Annotated in this window: 19 protein-coding genes; 2 read left to right on the top strand and 17 right to left on the bottom strand. The window is 66.9% G+C overall.

From position 1 onward, the window contains the following. Nucleotides 1-34: 34 nt before the first annotated feature. The 9 genes from PUN71_RS11385 to PUN71_RS11345 form a co-directional block, all read right to left on the bottom strand. Nucleotides 35-1,549 carry an amino acid permease gene (locus PUN71_RS11385; protein ID WP_277798498.1) on the bottom strand — a complete coding sequence of 505 codons (1,515 nt, stop codon included), beginning with the start codon at nucleotides 1,547-1,549 and terminating at the stop codon, nucleotides 35-37. Between the two features lie 36 nt (nucleotides 1,550-1,585). Next, nucleotides 1,586-3,016 carry an aspartate ammonia-lyase gene (locus PUN71_RS11380; protein WP_277798497.1) on the bottom strand — a complete coding sequence of 477 codons (1,431 nt, stop codon included), beginning with the start codon at nucleotides 3,014-3,016 and terminating at the stop codon, nucleotides 1,586-1,588. 8 nt (nucleotides 3,017-3,024) lie between these two features. Further along, nucleotides 3,025-4,074, bottom strand: coding sequence for an asparaginase (locus PUN71_RS11375; RefSeq protein ID WP_277798496.1), 1,050 nt, complete (start codon nucleotides 4,072-4,074; stop codon nucleotides 3,025-3,027). A 31-nt stretch (nucleotides 4,075-4,105) separates the two neighbouring features. Further along, nucleotides 4,106-4,813, bottom strand: a complete 708-nt coding sequence (locus PUN71_RS11370; RefSeq protein ID WP_277798495.1) for a FadR/GntR family transcriptional regulator — start codon at nucleotides 4,811-4,813, stop codon at nucleotides 4,106-4,108. Nucleotides 4,814-4,851: 38 nt separating this feature from the next. Next, nucleotides 4,852-5,490, bottom strand: a complete 639-nt coding sequence (locus PUN71_RS11365; protein WP_277798494.1) for a DedA family protein — start codon at nucleotides 5,488-5,490, stop codon at nucleotides 4,852-4,854. 9 nt (nucleotides 5,491-5,499) lie between these two features. Then, on the bottom strand, nucleotides 5,500-6,258 hold the full coding sequence (locus tag PUN71_RS11360) for a phosphatase PAP2 family protein (protein WP_277798493.1): 759 nt from the start codon (nucleotides 6,256-6,258) through the stop codon (nucleotides 5,500-5,502). Between the two features lie 81 nt (nucleotides 6,259-6,339). Next, nucleotides 6,340-6,957 (bottom strand): uracil-DNA glycosylase family protein, encoded by a 618-nt coding sequence (locus PUN71_RS11355; RefSeq protein ID WP_043449763.1) that lies wholly within the window; start codon nucleotides 6,955-6,957, stop codon nucleotides 6,340-6,342. A 100-nt stretch (nucleotides 6,958-7,057) separates the two neighbouring features. Further along, a complete protein-coding gene (locus tag PUN71_RS11350; RefSeq protein ID WP_277798492.1) occupies nucleotides 7,058-7,939 on the bottom strand; it encodes a cytochrome c oxidase assembly protein in 882 nt (293 codons plus the stop codon). Beyond that, the gene (locus PUN71_RS11345) at nucleotides 7,926-9,182 is read right to left on the bottom strand and encodes an HNH endonuclease (protein ID WP_277798491.1); all 1,257 of its coding nucleotides are present in this window, start codon (nucleotides 9,180-9,182) and stop codon (nucleotides 7,926-7,928) included. The genes PUN71_RS11350 and PUN71_RS11345 overlap by 14 nt, the downstream gene beginning before the upstream one ends. 235 nt (nucleotides 9,183-9,417) lie before the next feature. On the opposite strand from PUN71_RS11345, the gene PUN71_RS11340 reads away from it, so the two are divergent. After that, a complete protein-coding gene (locus PUN71_RS11340; RefSeq protein WP_277798490.1) occupies nucleotides 9,418-9,930 on the top strand; it encodes a hypothetical protein in 513 nt (170 codons plus the stop codon). Between the two features lie 17 nt (nucleotides 9,931-9,947). On the opposite strand, the gene PUN71_RS11335 is transcribed toward PUN71_RS11340, so the two are convergent. From PUN71_RS11335 to PUN71_RS11315, 5 genes are all read right to left on the bottom strand, one after another. Continuing rightward, nucleotides 9,948-10,331 (bottom strand): RNA-binding S4 domain-containing protein, encoded by a 384-nt coding sequence (locus PUN71_RS11335; RefSeq protein WP_018771931.1) that lies wholly within the window; start codon nucleotides 10,329-10,331, stop codon nucleotides 9,948-9,950. Between the two features lie 34 nt (nucleotides 10,332-10,365). Further along, nucleotides 10,366-11,490, bottom strand: a complete 1,125-nt coding sequence (locus PUN71_RS11330; protein WP_277798489.1) for a sulfite oxidase — start codon at nucleotides 11,488-11,490, stop codon at nucleotides 10,366-10,368. 91 nt (nucleotides 11,491-11,581) lie between these two features. Further along, the gene (locus tag PUN71_RS11325) at nucleotides 11,582-12,442 is read right to left on the bottom strand and encodes an SDR family oxidoreductase (protein WP_277798488.1); all 861 of its coding nucleotides are present in this window, start codon (nucleotides 12,440-12,442) and stop codon (nucleotides 11,582-11,584) included. Then, complete coding sequence (locus PUN71_RS11320; RefSeq protein ID WP_277798487.1) at nucleotides 12,443-13,447, bottom strand: aldo/keto reductase family protein; 1,005 nt, start codon at nucleotides 13,445-13,447, stop codon at nucleotides 12,443-12,445. 40 nt (nucleotides 13,448-13,487) lie between these two features. After that, complete coding sequence (locus PUN71_RS11315) at nucleotides 13,488-14,138, bottom strand: hypothetical protein (RefSeq protein ID WP_277798486.1); 651 nt, start codon at nucleotides 14,136-14,138, stop codon at nucleotides 13,488-13,490. Between the two features lie 194 nt (nucleotides 14,139-14,332). Here PUN71_RS11315 and PUN71_RS11310 point away from each other — a divergent pair, with 194 nt between their 5' ends. Further along, nucleotides 14,333-14,701, top strand: coding sequence for a YchJ family protein (locus tag PUN71_RS11310; protein WP_277798577.1), 369 nt, complete (start codon nucleotides 14,333-14,335; stop codon nucleotides 14,699-14,701). Here PUN71_RS11310 and PUN71_RS11305 read toward each other — a convergent pair whose 3' ends face one another. The 3 genes from PUN71_RS11305 to PUN71_RS11295 all read right to left on the bottom strand — a co-directional run bounded on the left by PUN71_RS11305 (nucleotide 14,702) and on the right by PUN71_RS11295 (nucleotide 17,991). Next, on the bottom strand, nucleotides 14,702-15,562 hold the full coding sequence (locus PUN71_RS11305; protein ID WP_277798485.1) for a TIGR04086 family membrane protein: 861 nt from the start codon (nucleotides 15,560-15,562) through the stop codon (nucleotides 14,702-14,704). Between the two features lie 64 nt (nucleotides 15,563-15,626). After that, entirely contained in the window at nucleotides 15,627-17,627 is a 2,001-nt protein-coding gene (locus PUN71_RS11300) for an acyl-CoA dehydrogenase family protein (protein WP_277798484.1), read from the bottom strand. Nucleotides 17,628-17,688: 61 nt separating this feature from the next. Next, nucleotides 17,689-17,991: a hypothetical protein gene (locus tag PUN71_RS11295; RefSeq protein ID WP_043449782.1), complete on the bottom strand. Its 303-nt coding sequence runs from the start codon at nucleotides 17,989-17,991 to the stop codon at nucleotides 17,689-17,691. Nucleotides 17,992-18,040: the final 49 nt, after the last annotated feature.

Here is an 18,040-nt window from a genome sequence, read left to right as displayed (position 1 = left end):
TCCGGAACGTGGGTGCCGCCGTCGTTAAGGGCAGTTACTTCTTGAACGTTTCCGCCGGCGCGTTGGCGACCACCGGGGACATTCCGGTGTAGCCGTCGCGGGTTTCGGCGATTTCGCGGATGCGGTGGCGGCAGGCGTACCAGCCGGCGACCATGAGGATGGAGGCGATGGCGGTGACGAGCATGGTCAGGGGTGAGTCGATGAAGACCATGATGAGGACGCCGATGAGGAAGAGCAGGGAGAGGTAGCCGGTGTAGGGGGCGCCGAACATGCGGAAGGAGGGGCGTTGGACCCAGCCTTTGTCGGCCCAGCGCTTGAGCTGGATCTGGCAGAGCACGATGGTGGCCCAGGTCATGATGATGCCCACGGAGGCGATGTTCAGCACGATTTCGAAGGCTTCGGCGGGGACGAGGTAGTTCAGCGGAACGCCGAGGAGGGACACGGTGGCAGTGATCGCGATGCCGCCGTAGGGGACGCCTGCTTTGTTCATCCGGGAGGCGAACTTGGGGGCCGAGCCGTTGACGGACATCGAGCGCAGGATCCGGCCGGTGGAGTAGAGCCCGGCGTTCAGCGAGGACAGGGCTGCGGTGAGGACCACGAGGTTCATGATGACGTCCACGCCCTGGACGCCGATGGAGCCGAAGAACGTCACGAAGGGGCTGACGCCCTTCTGGTAGGACGTGAAGGGCAGCAGCAGGGCCAGCAGGATCACGGAGCCGACGTAGAACACGGCGATCCGGAACACCACGGAGTTGATGGCCTTGGGCATGATTTTTTCGGGGTTCTCGGTTTCGCCGGCGGCGGTGCCGACGAGTTCGATGGAGGCGTAGGCGAACAGGACGCCCTGCATGAGGATGATCATGGGCAGCAGGCCGTTGGGGAAGATCCCGCCGTTGTCGGACAGGAGGCTGATGCCGACCTGCTGGCCGTCCACGGGGGTGCCGAAGATGACGAAGTAGGTGCCGATGATCAGGAACGCGACGAGGGCGGCGACCTTGATCAGGGCGAACCAGAATTCCATTTCGCCGAAGACTTTCACGGAGACCAGGTTCAGGGCCAGGACCACGACGAGGGCGGTCAGTGCCCAGGCCCACTGCGGGACGTCGGCCATCCACGGGATGTAGTTGCCGAAGAAGTGCATGTAGAGGGCGGCCGCGGTGATGTCCACGATGGTGGTGGTGGCCCAGTTGATCCAGTAGAACCAGCCGGAGACGAACGCGGCTTTCTCGCCGAAGAATTCACGGGCGTAGGAGACGAACGAGCCCGAGGAGGGCCGGTGCAGGACCAGTTCGCCCAGCGCGCGCAGGATCAGGAACGCGAAGAACCCGCACACCGCATAGGCGATGACCAGGGACGGGCCCGCGGCGTTGAGCCGGCCGCCGGCGCCCAGGAACAGGCCGGTACCGATCGCACCGCCGATCGCGATCATCTGGATCTGCCGCGGCTTAAGGTTCTTGTGGTAACCCTTGTCCTCCGCGTGCAGGGAGGTCTCAGACGCATGCGCATGACCACCATCAATAACGTGGTCAGGAAGGGGAGTATTAGTCATGGGGGTGTCCTTACAGACGGGGGATGTTGGGGACTTCTACTTGCTGAGGTTGGCTAGGCGTTCGGGGCTAAGGAGTTCCTGGAGCTGGGCATCGGTGAGGAGCCCGTGCTCGAGGACGAGCTCGGCCACACCCTTGCCGGTGGCAAGTGCTTCCTGCGCGATGGCAGTTGCAGTGGCGTAGCCGAGGTGGGGATTCAAGGCGGTGACCAGCCCGATGGACTGTTCCACGGTCCGGCGAAGGTGGTCGGTGTTGGCGGTGATTCCACGGATGCAGCGCGACGTAAGGGTGCGGCAGGCTGCCTCGAGGTGGGAGATGCTCTTGTGGAGGCTGTGGACGATGATGGGTTCGAAGGCGTTGAGCTGGAGTTGTCCGGCTTCGGCGGCCATGGTGATGGTGACGTCGTTGCCGATGACCTCGTACGCCACCTGGGAGACCACTTCCGGGATGACCGGGTTGATCTTGCCGGGCATGATGGAGGATCCGGACTGCACGGCAGGCAGGTTGATTTCGCCGAAGCCGGCACGCGGGCCTGAGGAGAGCAGGCGCAGGTCGTTGCAGATCTTGGACAGCTTGACGGCCACCCGCTTCAGCACGCCGGACAGGTGCACGAAGGCGCCCACGTCCTGGGTGGCCTCAATCAGGTCCACGGCGGTGACCAGGGGCAGCCCGGTGATCCCGGCAAGGTGCCGGCAGGCGGCCTCCGCGTAGCCGGCAGGAGCGTTCAGGCCGGTGCCAATGGCCGTGGCGCCGAGGTTGATCTCGTGGATCAGCAGCTCGGCCTCCGCCAGTCGCAGCCGGTCCTCGCCGATCGTGACGGCGTAGCTGCCGAACTCCTGGCCGAGGGTCATCGGCACGGCGTCCTGCAGCTGGGTGCGCCCCATTTTCACCACGGTGCGGAACTCCATGGCCTTGGCGGCGCAGGCATCCTCGAGTTCCTCGAGTGCTGCCAGCAGTTCCCGGGCGGCGAAGATGGTGCCCAGCTTGACGGCGGTGGGGTACACGTCGTTGGTGGACTGGCTGAGGTTGACGTGGTCGTTGGGGTGCAGCCGCGCGTAGTCGCCCTTGGGGTGGCCCAGGATTTCCAGGGCACGGTTGGCGATGACCTCATTGGCGTTCATGTTCGACGACGTCCCGGCACCGCCCTGGACGACGTCCACCACGAACTGGTCGGCAAGCCGGCCGGCCATGACATCCTGGCAGGCCTGCTCGATGGCATTGGCACGTTCGGGGTCCAGGAGGCCGAGTTCCCGGTTGGTCCGGGCGGCAGCCAGTTTCACGGCGGCCAGTCCGCGGACCAGGTGCATGTTGGAGGACAGCTTCTGGCCGGTGATGGGGAAATTCTCCACCGCGCGGAGCGTGTGTACGCCCCAGTAGGCGTCGGCGGGCACGTTCCGGTCGCCGAGCAGGTCATGTTCGGACCTGGTCGTCGCCGTGGGGGCGTCCGCGGTTGTGTCAATGATGGTCATGGGTGTCCTCACAGGGCTTCGTTGTCGGGCGTGGACTGGTTGGTGTTCAGGAAATCGGTGGCCAGGAGCTGGCCCACCGGGTGGCCGCCGCCAAGTACAGGGGCGGTGGCGATGCCGGCGAGCGGTTCGGTGTCCACGCCCAGGGCAGCCAGCAGGTAGACGGTAGCGGGCATCCGGGCGCGGTCGCCGCCGTCGGAAATCTTGACGGCCACGGCGCTGCCGTCGGCCAGCCCCACCAGCTGGACGCCCTCAAAGCCGTCCTTGGCCACTGCGCCGGGCAGCAGGCGCATCAGGCCGGTGACGTCGCGGCCTTCCCCGGCCACCATGACCGGGTGCTGCTGCATGGCAAGCCCGACGGCGGCTTCCGGGCTGCCGTCGTCGAGCGCCGCAGCCCGGGCGATCCGGCCGAAACCGCGCGCCATACCGCGCAGGGTAAGGGCGAAAAGCGGGGTGCCGCAGCCATCGGTGCTCACGGCGGCCGGTTCCTCGCCGGTGAGCTCGCTGACGGTCTGGCGCACCAGCTGCTGCAGTGGGTGGGACGGTTCCAGGTATCCCTGCACGGGCCAGCCGTTAATGACGCAGGTGGCCGCCATGGCGGCATGCTTTCCGGAGCAGTTCTGGGTGATTTGGCTGGTGCTGCCCCCGTTGCGGAGCCAGTCCTCACGCTCGGCGGTGCCGTAGGGGAGATCCGTGCTGTTTTCCAGGTCGGTGGGGGCAAGCCCCTGCAGTTCGAGGATTCGCAGGGCTCCGTCCCGGTGTTCGGCAGCACCGGAATGGCTCGCGGCGGCCAGGGCCAGGAGGTCGGCAGGCAGTTCGAGCCCGGCACGGACCATGGCCACGGCCTGGAAGGGCTTGAGGGCAGAACGGGGATAGAAAGGTGCCATGGGATCACCCGCGGTTGCCGCCACCGAACCGACAGCCGAGAGGGCAACCGCGGAGCCGTAGTGGACGCTTTCCACCAGGCCGTCGCGGATGGCGGCCACCAGGGGCGTGTGCTGCGGCAGGGCCAGCTGGGCCGGGGCAGCGGTGTGGGCAGCAGAAGACACAGGGGATGGCATGGGGTCCTTGGAAGGGTTGGTTTGGATCTGGCTAGTTGTTGAGGATGGAGTCCAGGGCAGCGCCCACGGCTTCAAGGTGGTGGGCCATGGCGGCCCGGGCGTTCTCTGCGGAACCGGCCTCGATGGCGGCGAGGATCTGCTGGTGCTCCACATCGGATGCGTGCTGGCGGTCTGCCACCATGTTCAACGTCTCGGACTGGTGGGCCAGCGCGTCCCGGATGTCAGCCACAACGCTTGCGAACACCTTGTTGCCGCTGGCGCGGGCGATCGTGGCGTGGAAGCTGGAGTCCAGGGCAACCCAGGATTCAGGATCAGTTTCCGAGGCCATGGCGGCGACTATCCCGCGGAGGATCTCCAGTTCCTCCAGCGTGCGCCGTTCGGCAGCCAGGCCGGCGGCGGGAACCTCGATGTGCGGGCGGGCTTCCGTGAGGTCGCGCGCCGAATAGTGCCCCAAGGTAAGGTCGTTGGCCACCTTGCTGGCAATAACGAATGTACCTTTGCCGGTCCTGGTGACCGTGAGCCCCAGGGCGGTGCAGGAACGGAGCGCTTCCCGGATGACCGAGCGGCTGACCCCGTACTGCTGGGACAGGGTGGCTTCCGAGCTGAGCTTGCTTCCCACAGGAATCGCGCCGGACTCTATGTCCTCACGGATGGCGTTGAACACCGCCTCGGCAGCGCTCAGCCGGGCGAGGGGACGGAATGCAGGCTGTCCTGCTGTCCGGCTGTCTGACAGGTTCACGCTTTAAATATGGCACTGGTCACAGTTGCTGTCAAACCCTAATCGTCCTGGTGCCCGGCAGCGGCCCGTCTCCGCTGCTTCCGCCGGCGTCTGCGGAGGTGCCAGACCACCAGTCCTGCAAGCACCACCGCAGCGATTACGACGGCGAGATCCCGGCCCACAGCCTGGGAGACGGCCTCGTAGGAGTTGCCGGCAAGGAAGCCCAACAGGACGAAGCCGGTGCCCCACACCATGCCGCCCGTCGCATTCCACACCAGGAAGCGGCCGTAGGGCATCCGCGAGGTGCCGGCCAGCGCAGGCATGACGGCGCGGAAGAAGGCTGTGAAGCGGCCCAGGAAAACAGCGGAACCGCCCTTGCGGCGCAGGAAGTCCTGGGCGTTCCCAAGCCGCTCCGAGTGCCGGCTCAGGGCCCTGGACTTAATGATGCGGGTGCCCAGGTGCTTTCCCACTTCGTAGCCAACGCTGTCCCCGATGATGGCGGCAGCCACCACCACGGCCATCATCACGCCGAGCTGCACTTCGCCCCGGCTGGCCACCACTCCGCCGAGGACGGCCGCCGTTTCCCCCGGAATCACAAAGCCGACGAACAGGGCATCCTCGGCGAAGACCAGGCAAAAGACGGCGATGTACGCCACGAGCGGGCTGACGTTCAGGAGGCCGTCAATGAAGCCCGTCATGGCGGCGGGTCAGCCTTGGGGAACCGGAACCGGTCCCAGCTTTGCCAGGAACGGCACCTTGGCCAGGACTGACAGACCAAACCTGTTCCACAGCCCGGTAAGGAACGCAGCCCCCGTGGCTGCGGTGAGGAAGGAGGCCGTGACATCCGTTGGATAGTGCACGCCGAGGTAGACGCGCGAGAAAGCGACGGCCAGCGCCACGACGATTCCCAGGACGGCTGCGGGCCGCTGCCACCGTGTGCCGCGGGCCAGCAGGAAGATGGCGATGGCCAGTGCGGAGGCAAGGGCCACGTGCCCGCTGGGGAAGCTGTCGGTGCCCGGTTCGGGGATGAGCGGGTTGTACAGCGCCGTGGAGTCCGGCCGGTGCCTGGCCACCAGGACCTTGAACAGTTCACTGCTCACCCAGCCGCCGGCCGCCACGAGGCCGGTGGCCACGGCGTTCACAGGGCTGCGGCGCACCAGCAGCAGGTAGAGGCACAGGGCGGCGATCATCAGCACACCGCCCGCGGGGCTGAACACCACGTTGATGACCATGGCCACGCCCGTCAGCGGGGCAGTGTGGTCGTGGCTCAGCTCGGCATCCACGGCCATGTCAGCCGACGTCAGTGGCGGGATGAACCTCAGGGCAAGGCCGGCGGCCACGATCAGGATGGCCGCGGTCACGGGAACCGCTATCCAGTGCCGGAGCTGGGGGAGCACCGCCATGCGCACAGCCGCATCGTCCTCGGGAGATGCTGGTTTTGGGGAACGGTTGGTAGGGGGCGTCACGGTTCAGCCTGGTTCTCTCGCCGGTCAGGGTACCTACGAGTATGCGCCTGTGCCGCTGGAAGTAACCTGTGAATACGCCCCCTAGAGGTGCTGAATGCCCGCCCGCTGCATCGCATCCCGATAGGTTTCCACGCTCTTGGCGAGCAGTTCTTCCTGCTTGGCCTCAGAAACAGCAAAGGCCCTGCCGCCGAGGGCGGAGGCCTTGTAAATTTTGATGCCGGCGTTCTTCAGTGACGAGTGGTACGTCTTCTCGAACAAGGTCAGGAACGTGGATGCATCCGTACCGTGCGCGATGATGGCCGAGACCCGGGAGTTGATTTTGAGGAACTGCCGGAACGGGCGCAGGCCGTCGGTCTTTTCCTGCACACTCAGGGCTGAGGGGCTGCCGCTCTCGCGGATCCAGGGATACGCGTTCCAGGGCATGACATAGCGGGGGTCCAGCTCGGCCAGTTCGTAGATCTGGGTGGCCCGCCGGGCGGCCTCGTCGTCGTTGTTGTGGGAGACGAATCCGGATTCGGTCCCCTTGCCCGGGCTGGCCTGGAGGCTGATGATCCTGCACTCATCCTCGTCGTGGATGGGGTCGATATAAGGGACAGTGGAACCGGGCTTCTTCTCCATCAGTTCATCGCACAGCTGGGTGACCTTTGCGATGTTCGGTTCCTGTAGCAGGGCCTTTTTTTCGTCCCAATCAATTGTCACGATTTCTCCCTTGGCAGCGAGGCGTCCAGAATCAGGCGTCCTATGTCACTCTACGCTTCCCACGGGAGGGGTGGGCATACCGAATTTTGCGGCAGCCGGCTTAGTGCCTGCCCCGGAGGTGCTGGTCGTGGAGCTGCTGGAGTTGTTCGTCCGTCAGTTCGTCGAATGCTCCGGCCTCGCGTTTATCGCTGTGCGAAAAGCGGACGAACATGAGGATGATCAGCGGCAGGTCCAGGACTTCGCAGATAAACCACAGCAGGTTTCCGGCGAACTGCTGGTCCTGGATGGCGTCCCGGAACCACCACTGGGGATTGGGGACAGACATCGCATGATCCAGCACCTGGCCGTTGAGGCTCAGCAAAATCCCTGGAACCGCGTCGATCAGCAGCTCGATAAACACAAACATGAATTCCAGGGTCAGGTATGCACTGGACCGTTGGAAGTCCGACTCTTCGATGATGGGCAGCGCCATCAGCAACCCCAGAATCGGGACCCCGAGGGTCAGAAGGGCGCCGGCCACCGGGTCGGTGCGCAGCGTGTAGAACGCCGGCGTGAGGAAGGTGGAAAAGAGCGCCAGCCCCAGCAGCGGCGCACCGAAGGAGTTGCTGATGAACCGGACCGGCCGGCTGGACAGGACCTTGTCCAAGGCTGCTGTGCCCTTGGCGGGGAGCGCCGCCCGTGCCAGGGTGAGGGGCTTGCCGAGGCCGATCAGCAGCGGGACCACAAAGAGCAGCAGGGATATCTTGATGGTGAAGGCCCACCGCTGCTGCGCCCCGTAAACCCCTGTGAACCCGCAGGTCAGGACAACAAACGAGCCCATGCCCAAGACGTAAAAGGCCACGGCGCGCCACACCGGCCAACGCTGGCCGCCGAGGGCAGCTGACCGGATACCCCACCCGTACAGGACGCCGGTCACGGCGACAAAAGCGGTGGCGGCCCAGTCGAGTTGCCAGGAGGAAATCAGGATCTCAAGGGGTGGCACGCGCCAAGGTTAGCCGCCGTTTCTGGGAGCTGCATGATTGTGCGCCTCCCGCAAGCGGGGCCCCGGGGAGTGGTGGGGCGGTGGAGTGGTAGGTGTGGCCGGTTGGTGTGGTGGTCGCAACCGTGTGGGCTGGGCCGGGGACGGGTCTGGCGTTCCAGCCGGGTGCTTCTTTGGCGTGGTTGCAGGCTTCGCAGAGACCCTGGCCGTTGCCCGCGGTGGTTTTGCCGCCACCGGCCCATCCCAGGATGTGGTCGTGGTGCCGGATCGGAGCGTCGCAGTACGGGGTGCGGCAGGTTTCGTCACGGACCTGGAGGAAGCGTTTCAGGTTGGGCGGGAAGAGCCGGGCTGTGGAATCCATCGCCACCAGCTCCCCGGCGCCGGGGGCGGTGTAGAGGCGCCGGACCCAGAGGCTGAGTTCGTGGCTCGCTGCATGACTGAGGGCCAGGTTCCGGGCGGAGGCTGCCGGGATGGTGCCGTAGCCCGGGAGCCTGGCGGGTTCGCCGTCGGCCTGCAGGAGGGCGCGGTCGGTCATGACGAGCTGGATCTCCACCCCGGTCACGCCGCCGGGGATGCCCGTGGCCCGTTCGACGAGGGTGTCGGCCATGACCTGCCCCCGCGACCTGTCATCCCCGGCCGACCGGGCCGTGTCGGCCTCCCGGGACAACGCGGCGAAGGCGGCGACGCCCTGCGCAACGGGGAGCAGCGCGGTCAGGTAGGTCATGGTGTCCGGGGCCGGACGAAGGCTCACGGTCCGCTCCGTAACGGCCCGTGCGGCCCGTTTCGCGACGGAGGCGGGGTCCCGCCGGTACGCGGCGGCCCGGACGGCGGCGATGATGGCCTTGTCTCCTATGCCGTCCAGGGCCCCGGTGTCGGCGGCGAGTTCCTCATCCACCCCGGCCCGGTTTTCGGGAGTGAGGCAGATGGTGTCCTTCACGATCAGCGTCACCCGCCACTCATTCAGCAGACCTGAGCGGAATGCGGCGAAGGTGCGCGGCATCCCGGTCAAAGCCCTGGCCAGTCCCAGCAGTCGGGAGCCACGGTTCGGAGACTCCCGCCGCGCCAACGCGATCTGCGCTGCGACGCCGGCTCCCTGCTCCTCCGCAGGCACCCCGGCCGCGGCCTGCTTCCGCCGCTGGGACAGATCGAAAGCCACGCTGGCCTCAGCCTGCCGGGCACCGGCCACGCACTTCAGGTCCTCCAGGCCGCGGATCTGGTTGATCTTCCCGGCATCATCGCCGGCCATGGGAACACGAGCCAAAAGCTCAAGAACATCATCAATGGAAGGTGTGGCGGGCGGGTATGGCGTGGCACCAACAGCAGACAGTCCGGCATATCGCACCGCCCGTTGTACTCCTGCCGTCCGCAAAACCGCTTCCATCACCTCAGTCTTCCACCGGGGTCTGACAACGACAGCCGCCCAAACCCCGCTGTGGAAAACGCAACGCAGCAGCGGCCCGGGCCTTGGTGTTCAATGAATTATGCAGTTCACCAGGAAGGGCCTGAAGGCCGAAGGCTTCGCCGGCTTCCGACCTATCCAAAACCTCGAAACAATGCGGATCCCGCAGGGAACAGGGCTCTTTGTGGTGGTGGCTCCGGAGAATTTCCAGGCGCGCTTCCTCACCAAAAGCACCGCGGGGGTCTTCAAGAAGAAGGACCCGTCACTCCCGGCAACCGCACTGGCCGACGAGTGGGTGGACGCCGCCGATGTCCTCTACTTGGGGAAGGCAGGACCCGGAGGCAAGGGAAACCGCGGGCTGCGGCGCCAGATCCAGGAGTTCGTCGATTTTGGGCAAGGCAAGCCGCCCGGCCACTGGGACGGGCGGCTTATCTGGCAGCTGGCTGAGGCCGGGTCACTGGCTGTTGCGTGGAAGGAACTTCCCGCTGCCCAGCTGAACAGCGCGGAAGCCGGTTACCACGCTGCTTTCGTGGCGGAATTTGGCCGGTTGCCATTCGCGAACCTAAAGCAGGCGCGTACCAGGGCGGGCGCCTGAAACGGAGGCATAACTGCTCAGGCAGGACCCCGCAGCCGCTCCATCTCGCGGCGGTCTTTCTTGGTGGGCCGCCCGGCGCCCCGGTCGCGCTGCGGCAACCCTAGCGCGGGAAGGACGGGCCGTGGCGGAGTGTGGTCGGTGAAGCAGTGCGATGCGGCCTCGGCTCCCACGCGTTTGGCAATCAGCCGCCGCACCTCGAGGATGCGCTCGTACCCCGGCATCCGGACGGTTACGGTGTCGCCCGTAACCAGCGTTGCGGAGGCTTTGGACGGGCTGCCGTTCAGGCGGACATGCCCCGCCCGGCACGCGGCGGTGGCTGCGGACCGGGTCTTGTAGGCCCGGATCGCCCACAGCCATGCATCAATGCGGACACTGGCGGGGGAGGAAGGAAGGCTGGTCATGATTGGCACCGAGTATAGCCCCGGTGCCTGCGCGTCACTCCACCGTCACCCGGACGCGCTGCACCACGTTGTTTCCCATGCCCTGGTAATTCCAGTTCTGCTCCAGGGGCTGCCTGGCCCCCGTGATGTCCGTGGCGCGGCAGGCGAGGACATGTTCTCCCGGGTCGGCCACCCACGGCAGGGTCCACCGCCGCCACGCGAAGCCGCCAATTGGCTTGTCCAGGTGGGCGGACATCCAGGTGCCGTCGATGTCCACGTCGACGGCGGCCACCGCACCTTCGCCTGACCAGGCCCTGCCTTCCAGCATCACCGGGCCAGCCGGGAGGAAACGCTGCCGGGTGAAAAAGTCCGGCACACCTGGCGGAACCATCAACGAACGCACCCTGATCCGCGAAACCGGCCGGCCGGCGTCGTCCGCCGAGTCCTGGTAGCGGTAGGCCGTCTGCTGCTGGTAGCCGGTGAACGGCGCCCTGACCACGTCGATGGACTGCAGCCACTTCACGCTCGCCATCCCGTACCAGCCCGGGACCACCAGCCGGAGCGGGTAGCCGTGCTGCGGCGGCAGTTCGGCGCCGTTCATTGTGTAGGCCAGGACGACGTCGGGACGCAGCGCTTCGCGGATCGGCAGGCTCCGCGCGTAGTGCTGGGGGACGCCGCCCTGCACGCCGGAATCGGCGCCGGTGAACACCACTTCCACCGCATCCGGAAGTACGCCTGCCCTGCCCAGGAGGTAGGCCAGCGGTACGCCGGTCCAGTTGGCAGTGCCCACCGCTTCCAGGATCCACGGCTGGCTCAGGGGGCGGGGTTCCAGCAGTGACCGGCCATTGCCCGCACACTCGAGGGTCACGGGCACGGTGATCGCAGGGTCCCGGCGGAGGGCAGCCATGCTCAGCTCCAGGGCCCGTTCCACCGCCCCGCCGATCCGCAAGTGCCAGCCGGCGGCGTCGAGGTCCGGGATGTCGAAATGCGTCAGCACGTAGTGGAGCCCCGGCGGTGTGATGTCGCGGCGAAGCGCCTCCAGCGGCATCGAATGGTTGCGGGCCGCGAGCTGCAGCTCCTCGCGGGTGAGCGGACCGGACGTCTGCTGGGTTCCGGGCGATTCAGCAGGTGCCTGTTCCGCCGGCCGCTCCCCGGTGGACTGCTGGTTGCTGTGTTTCATGGCGCTGCGATTCTGCTTGGCTGGCTTTCGGGACGCCCCCGCCAACAGGTCTACGCCGGGCCCACCTGCCCCGTCAACGAAATTTATCCTGCTACAGCACGGGCCGGGTCAGGAATTTGGCAAGGCTGATGGGGTCCTGCCCGGTCAGTCCGTGGACGTCCGGCGAGAGCCCTGCCATTTCGCCCGCGGCCATCGCCGTGTAGGTGCTCACCCACGCGTCCAGCTGCCACTGGGGAGCGCCGTAGGAGGCCCGGGAGGCGTAGGCCTCCTCCACTGTTTCCGGCTGGTAGCTGATGGTCCGCCCGGTCCCGGCACTCAGGACCCCGGCTGCCTGTGCCATGGTCAGTTCCTCCGGCCCGGTCAGGTCATAGGTCATGCCCTTGTGGATGGCCGGGTCACGCAGCACTGCATGCGCGCAGCGGGCAACGTCCTCCCGCGCAACCCCTGAAAACACCCCGTCGCCGGCCGGGCCGCGGATCACGCCGTCGTCCCCGGCCAGCAGGGGCAGGAAGTCCAGGTAGAAGTTGTCGCGCAGGAAGGTGTAGGCCATCCCGGACGCCTTGATCCGTTCCTCCGTGGCGTAGTGGTCCCGGGCCAGCGTGAACGTGGCGTCCGGGGCGGCGCCATAAAAGGATGTGTACACCACGTGCTCCACCCCGGCGTCGGCCGCGGCGTCCACGAACGCGTAGTGCTGCTGCAGCCGGTCCTCGGCTTCCGCGGCGGACACCATGAACAGGACCTTCGCCCCGTCGAGGGCCTGGCGCGACGCGGCGCCGTCGCCATAGGAACACACCACCGGATGGGCGTCGTCCAGCTGCGGAGCCCGGGCCGGGTCGCGCACCAGCAGGCGCTGGGCGAAACCGGACGCGGCAAGCTGCCGCGCCAGCATTCCGCCCAGGCCGCCGGTGGATCCGGTGACCGCGAGGTCCGGCAATTCCGACGGGGCCGGCATCTACGCCTCCCGGGTGGCCGGTGACTTGGTCTGCGCAGGGTCCCGTTCGGCGAGGCTGCCGACGGCGTCGTCAATCTTCTTGAGGACCTCCGCCTCCAGCTTCACGCCCGCGGCGCCCACACTGTCTGCGATCTGCTCGGGCCGGGAGGCCCCGACAATGGCGGACGCGACGTTGGGGTTCTGCAGCACCCAGGCCACAGCGAGCTGCGGCATGGTCAGGCCGGCGTCCTGCGCGATCGGCTTCAGGTCCTGCACGGCTGCCAGCACGTCATCCCGCATCCAGCGCTCGATCATCCTGGCACCGCCCTTTTCGTCCGTGGCACGGCTGCCTTCCGGAGCGGGCTGGCCGGGCTGGTATTTCCCGCTCAGGACGCCCTGGGCCATGGGTGACCAGACGATCTGGGAGACGCCCAGCTCTTCCGACGCCGGAACCACCTCGGCTTCGATCACGCGCCACAGCATGGAGTACTGCGGCTGGTTGGAGATGAGCTGGAAGCCCAGTTCCCTGGACAACCTGTGCCCCTCGCGGAGCTGGTCCGCCGTCCACTCGCTCACGCCGATGTACAGCGCCTTGCCTTGCCGGACGATGTCGGCGAACGCCTGCATGGTTTCCTCCAGCGGCGTTTCGAAGTCGTAGCGGTGGGCCTGGTAGAGGTCCACGTAGTCCGTCTGCAGCCTGCGCAGCGAACCGTTGATCGATTCCATGATGTGCTTGCGGGAGAGGCCCAGATCGTTCTTGCCCTTGGGGCCGGTGGGGCCAAAGACCTTGGTGAAGATTTCCAGGGATTCGCGGCGCTCGCCCTTCAGCGCTTCGCCGAGGACGGTCTCCGCGGCGGTGTTGGCGTAGACGTCCGCGGTGTCGAAGGTGCTGATGCCGGCGTCGAGGGCGGCGCGCACGCATTGGGCGGCGACGTCGTTCTCCACCTGGGAGCCGTGCGTGAGCCAGTTGCCGAAGGTAATTTCCGAGACTTTGAAACCGCTGTTTCCGAGGTATCTGAATTCCATGGGTTTCACGCTAACCCAGATGGTTGCTCAGGGTAAGGGCTTAGCCGTTCTCCTGAGCCTTGTCCTTCAGTACCTGCCCGGGACCGGCCAGCGAAACCAGTGAGCCCGTGTCCAGCGGTGGCACGGGATGGGGCGGCTGGGGCTTCTTGAAGGACCGCGGCAGCTCATGCGGCGGCCGGTGGTTGTGCAGGGCGGATTCCACCAGCGGAGCCACCTGGCCGACCTTGTCGGCAGGTACGGCCGGATCCGGAAGGTCCCGTACCGACAACTTGATGTCCGGAGCCGCCGCACGCGCCCTTGCTTGGGCGCGTTTGTCGGCTTCCGCAACAGCGGACGCCCAGTCCTCAGCCAGGACCGGGGGCTCGGGACGGGCTGCGGCAAGTTTTGGATGGCGTACGACGGCGGAGCGCAGCGACTCCTTCAGCCGGTCCGGCCTGAGCGCGGCCGCCCGCTCCCGGAACGGTGTGCGGGCCGGGGCCGCCTCTGCGGATGGACCGGTAAAACGGGCCGGGTCCCGTTGCCCGGGAACGCGCCCGAAGAGGGCCATCAGGACGACGGCGGCCAGCCGGCCCAGGCCCGCGAGGACCAGGGTGATGACGCCCAGGAGGAAGAGGACGCCGAACATCAGCAGGGCCACGCCCACGGTGCCAAGGAAGGTCAGGTTGAGGACGAGAGTGTCAGGGTGTTCCATCTTTCCTCTCCTCTCTGTCCCGCCTTCCGGGCCGGTGCGCGTCACCGGATGCCGGCCGCAAGCTCCTTCTCCACCATACGGATTTTTGTCCCGCCGTGCCGCCGCGGACCGGGCCGCGTCCGAGGTTGTAGCGAAGCTGTTACCGGATATGACAGCATCACCGGGTGACCGAATCGACTCAGCCCGAGAACTGCATGTGCCTGTCCGGGGAGACCTACGCCGCGTGCTGCGGCAGGTTCCATGCCGGCCGCGGGTTTGCGGCGACGGCGGAGCAACTCATGCGGTCCCGCTACAGCGCGTTCGTCCTTTTGGACGAGGACTACCTGCTGCGTACGCACCACCCGTCCACCGCCCCGGCTGCCCTGGACCTGGACCCGGCCATGCAGTGGCGCCGGCTGGATATCGTGTCCACCGGCGGCGGCGGTCCCTTCGATACGGAAGGGACGGTCGAGTTCAAGGCGTATTACCGGCATGGCAGGGACCGCGGTGTCCTGCATGAGAACAGCAGGTTCGTCCGGGACGGCGGCCGGTGGTTGTACGTGGACGGCGACATCCTCGCCTGACTATTCGCCGTCGTCGTAAAACTCGCTGTCCGGCGTGAAACCGGCGCGGTCAACCTTGCGGTGGAACCGCATGCCCGCCAGGCCGCCCAGCACGGCGCCGACGAGGGCCACCACGGCCACCACCACTGCCGCGATGATGCTGGTGGTGGTCAGCTGGCCTTCATTGATGGGGATGCGGGGGAAACTGTTGAGGTTGGCCAGGACGTTGAACTGCTGCCCTGCCACCATGCCCAGGATGGCCACCAGGACGGCCACAATCAGGGCCCAGATCCACACCATGAAACCCTGCTTGGCGCCGTTGAAACGGGCCATCCTGCCTGCCACGTAGCCGCCGGAGTAGTAGGAGAGGAACAGGATCACCAGCAGCACGATGATGCCCACCAGTCCCACGGTGCCGCTGTTCTGCGCCGCCTGGTTCACGGCGGCATTGACGTCGGTGTTGTTGGCAAGTCCCACTGCGGTGCCCGCGGCTGCCACCAGTGCGGTCAGCAGTACCGCCATACCGGTGGCGGTCAGCCAGCCGAAGAATGCCGAGCCGGCCTTGATGCCGCCAAAGCGCTCCTTCTGGCGTGCAATGGCGGTCTCGCGGTTGGCCAGGGTCGGGTCTGCCGCAGGTTCCACCACGGGGGCCGCGGTGGTAGGTGCAGGCTCGTAGGCCCGCTCCGCCGAGGGCGCAACGTAGTCGCGGTCCCTGTCATAGCCGCGCTCCCTGGGGCGGACCGGCGTATGGTCAGCCGGCGGCCGGTCAAACGAGCGCGTGGCGGCATCATCCGCGGCCTCACGGTAGCTTCCGTCACGGGCGGCGTCAGCCTCGCGGGCGCGGCGGGGAGGCAGGTTTTCTGGGTCCGTTGAGCTGCTCATGGCTCAACTCAACCACCGGTCCACGGTGATAGCAAGCGTGCTTACTATTTTGTGACCTGCGGTTTTACCGGTATTTCCGGTGCAGGTCCTCTTTCCGGGACGGGCCCGGGGTGGCATCCGCGATCCATGGGCCGGTCCCTTCGGAGGGATCGAGGATACCGGCCTCCAGCCAGGTGTAGTCCCCGGCGAGGACCTTCCGGGTCAGCGCGTGGTCGGCGTCGTCCGTGTTCCGCCACAGCTGGTCGAAATACTCGTCCACCCGCACCCGGGCCTGTTCACAATAGGCATCGGCGAGTTCGTAGGCGCCGGCGCCCTTGTCCGGGGAGGTCTTTAGGAGCATCTCCGCCCGCGAGCAGCAGGCTGTCATGGCGAAAAGTTCGGCGCCGATGTCCACCACGCGGCCCAGGAACGCCTGCTTCCGCTCCAGCTTGGCCTGCCAACGGCCCATCCCATAGAAGGTCTGGCGCGCCAGGCGGCGCGAGGACCGTTCCACGAACCGGAGGTGCTTGGCCAGCCGGCCGAATTCGCCGTAGGACCGGGGGTCCATGCCGGCTCCCGCCACGAGCTTGGGCAACCATTTGGCGTAAAAGCCGGAAGCCCCGACGGCGGCCCTGGCCTTATCGGCAAGGCTCGCATCCAGCGAGGCGAGGTCGCCCGCGGCGGCCAGGTGAGCGTCCACCGCTTCCCGGGCAATCAGCAGCCGCATGATTTCGGAGGACCCTTCGAAAATCCGGTTGATGCGCAGGTCCCGCAGCTGCTGCTCCGCGGGCACTGCGCGTTCACCGCGGGCCGCCAGCGATTCTGCCGTCTCGAAGCCGCGTCCGCCCCGGATCTGGACCAGCTCGTCAGCGATCCGGCAGCTGATCTCCGTGGCCCACAGCTTGGCCAGTGCCGCTTCGATGCGGACGTCCTTCTGCCCGGCGTCGGCAAGCTCGGCGGAGAGTTCGAACACGGCGTCCAGGGCAAACGCGGACGCGGCGATGAAGGCGATCTTCTTGCCCACGGCCTCGTGCTCGCCCACCGGCCTGCCCCACTGGGTGCGGGCATTGGACCACTCCCGGGCGATTTTCAGGCTCCACCGGCCGGACGCCACGCACAGCGCCGGCAAGGCGAGGCGCCCGGTGTTCAGCGTGGTGAGCGCGATCTTCAGGCCCTGGCCCTCCCGGCCCAGCCGGTTGGCGGCCGGCACCCGGACCTGGTGGAAGCGGGTCACACCGTTTTCGATGCCGCGCAGGCCCATGAACGCGTTGCGGTTTTCCACGGTGATGCCGGGCGAATCCATCTCCACCACGAACGCGCTGATGCCGCCCTTATGCAGGGTGCCGCCGGCGTCGGTGTGAGCCGGGACCACGGCCATGACCACCACCAGTTCCGCGATCACCCCGTTGGTGGTCCAAAGTTTCACGCCGTCCAGAAGGTACGCGTCGCCGTCGGCCGTTGGCGTTGCCGTGCTGCCCAGCCGGGCAGGATCGCTGCCCACGTCAGGTTCGGTGAGGAGGAACGCGGTGACAGCCCCGGCAGCGCAGCGCGGCAGGTACTCGCGCTTTTGTTCCGGGGTGCCAAAAACCTTGACAGGCTCCGGGACGCCAATGGACTGGTGGGCGGAAATAAGCGCACCCAGGCTGGGGTGCACGCTGCCCAGCAGGGCCAGGGCACGGCCGTAGTACACCAGCGACAGGCCCAGCCCGCCGTACTCCTCCGGAATCTTCATGCCAAAGACACCCAGGTCAGCCAGGTCCCTGATGTACTCGTCCGGAATCTTCGCATCCCGTTCGATCACCCGCCCGGACATGGTTTTGGCGAACGCGGTGAGGCGGGCCATGAAGGCCTCGCCCCGCTCCACGGACGCCGGGTCCGCGGCGGGCCAGGGGTGGACCAGGTCCAGGTCGAAGCTGCCCAGGTAGAGGCCCTTGGCGAAGCTGGGCCGGTCCCAGCCGGATTCCCGGGCGGCTTCGGCGACGGCCCGGGCATCTTCGGCGGTGGCGCCGGCGCCGATCTTGCCGGCGGGAACAGGGGTTTCGTCAGCGGGGGCGTCTTTGGGATGGCTGTCAGTGGCGGAGGTCATGGGTTATCTCCTTGGCCGGATAGGCCGGTGTAGCCATGGATCCGCCGGGTTGGAGAACCCTTCAGCTGTCCCTCAAGATTACCCGCGGGTAGGTTCCGGTACTAGGGGACGTTTGGCCCTGGAAATCGCCCGAAAGGTCCACCGCGGCGGCCCGGTGGACCAGCTTGTCCCACCCGTAGTTGATGCCGTGGACCACCGCCAGCAGCGTGTTGGCCAGCACCGTCCAGGTGAGCTTTCCCGCGCCCAGCAGCACCAGGGCGATGAGCCCCGCCGTCAGGACAAACGCGGCCAGGATTGCGGCAAACACCAGCGTCCCGATGAAGACCAAGGTGGCTGTTTCCACTGAGCTTAGATCGAACTGCATGAATCCCCCTGCTGCAACGTTGCTGTGGTGACGGACTGCTGTGCTGAAA

The sequence above is a fragment of the Arthrobacter sp. NQ7 genome (genome assembly GCF_029581595.2).
Taxonomy (GTDB): Bacteria; Actinomycetota; Actinomycetes; order Actinomycetales; family Micrococcaceae; genus Arthrobacter; species Arthrobacter phenanthrenivorans_B.
The sequence above is the reverse complement of the archived record's forward strand: the minus strand, read 5'-3'. Positions and strand labels throughout refer to the sequence as shown.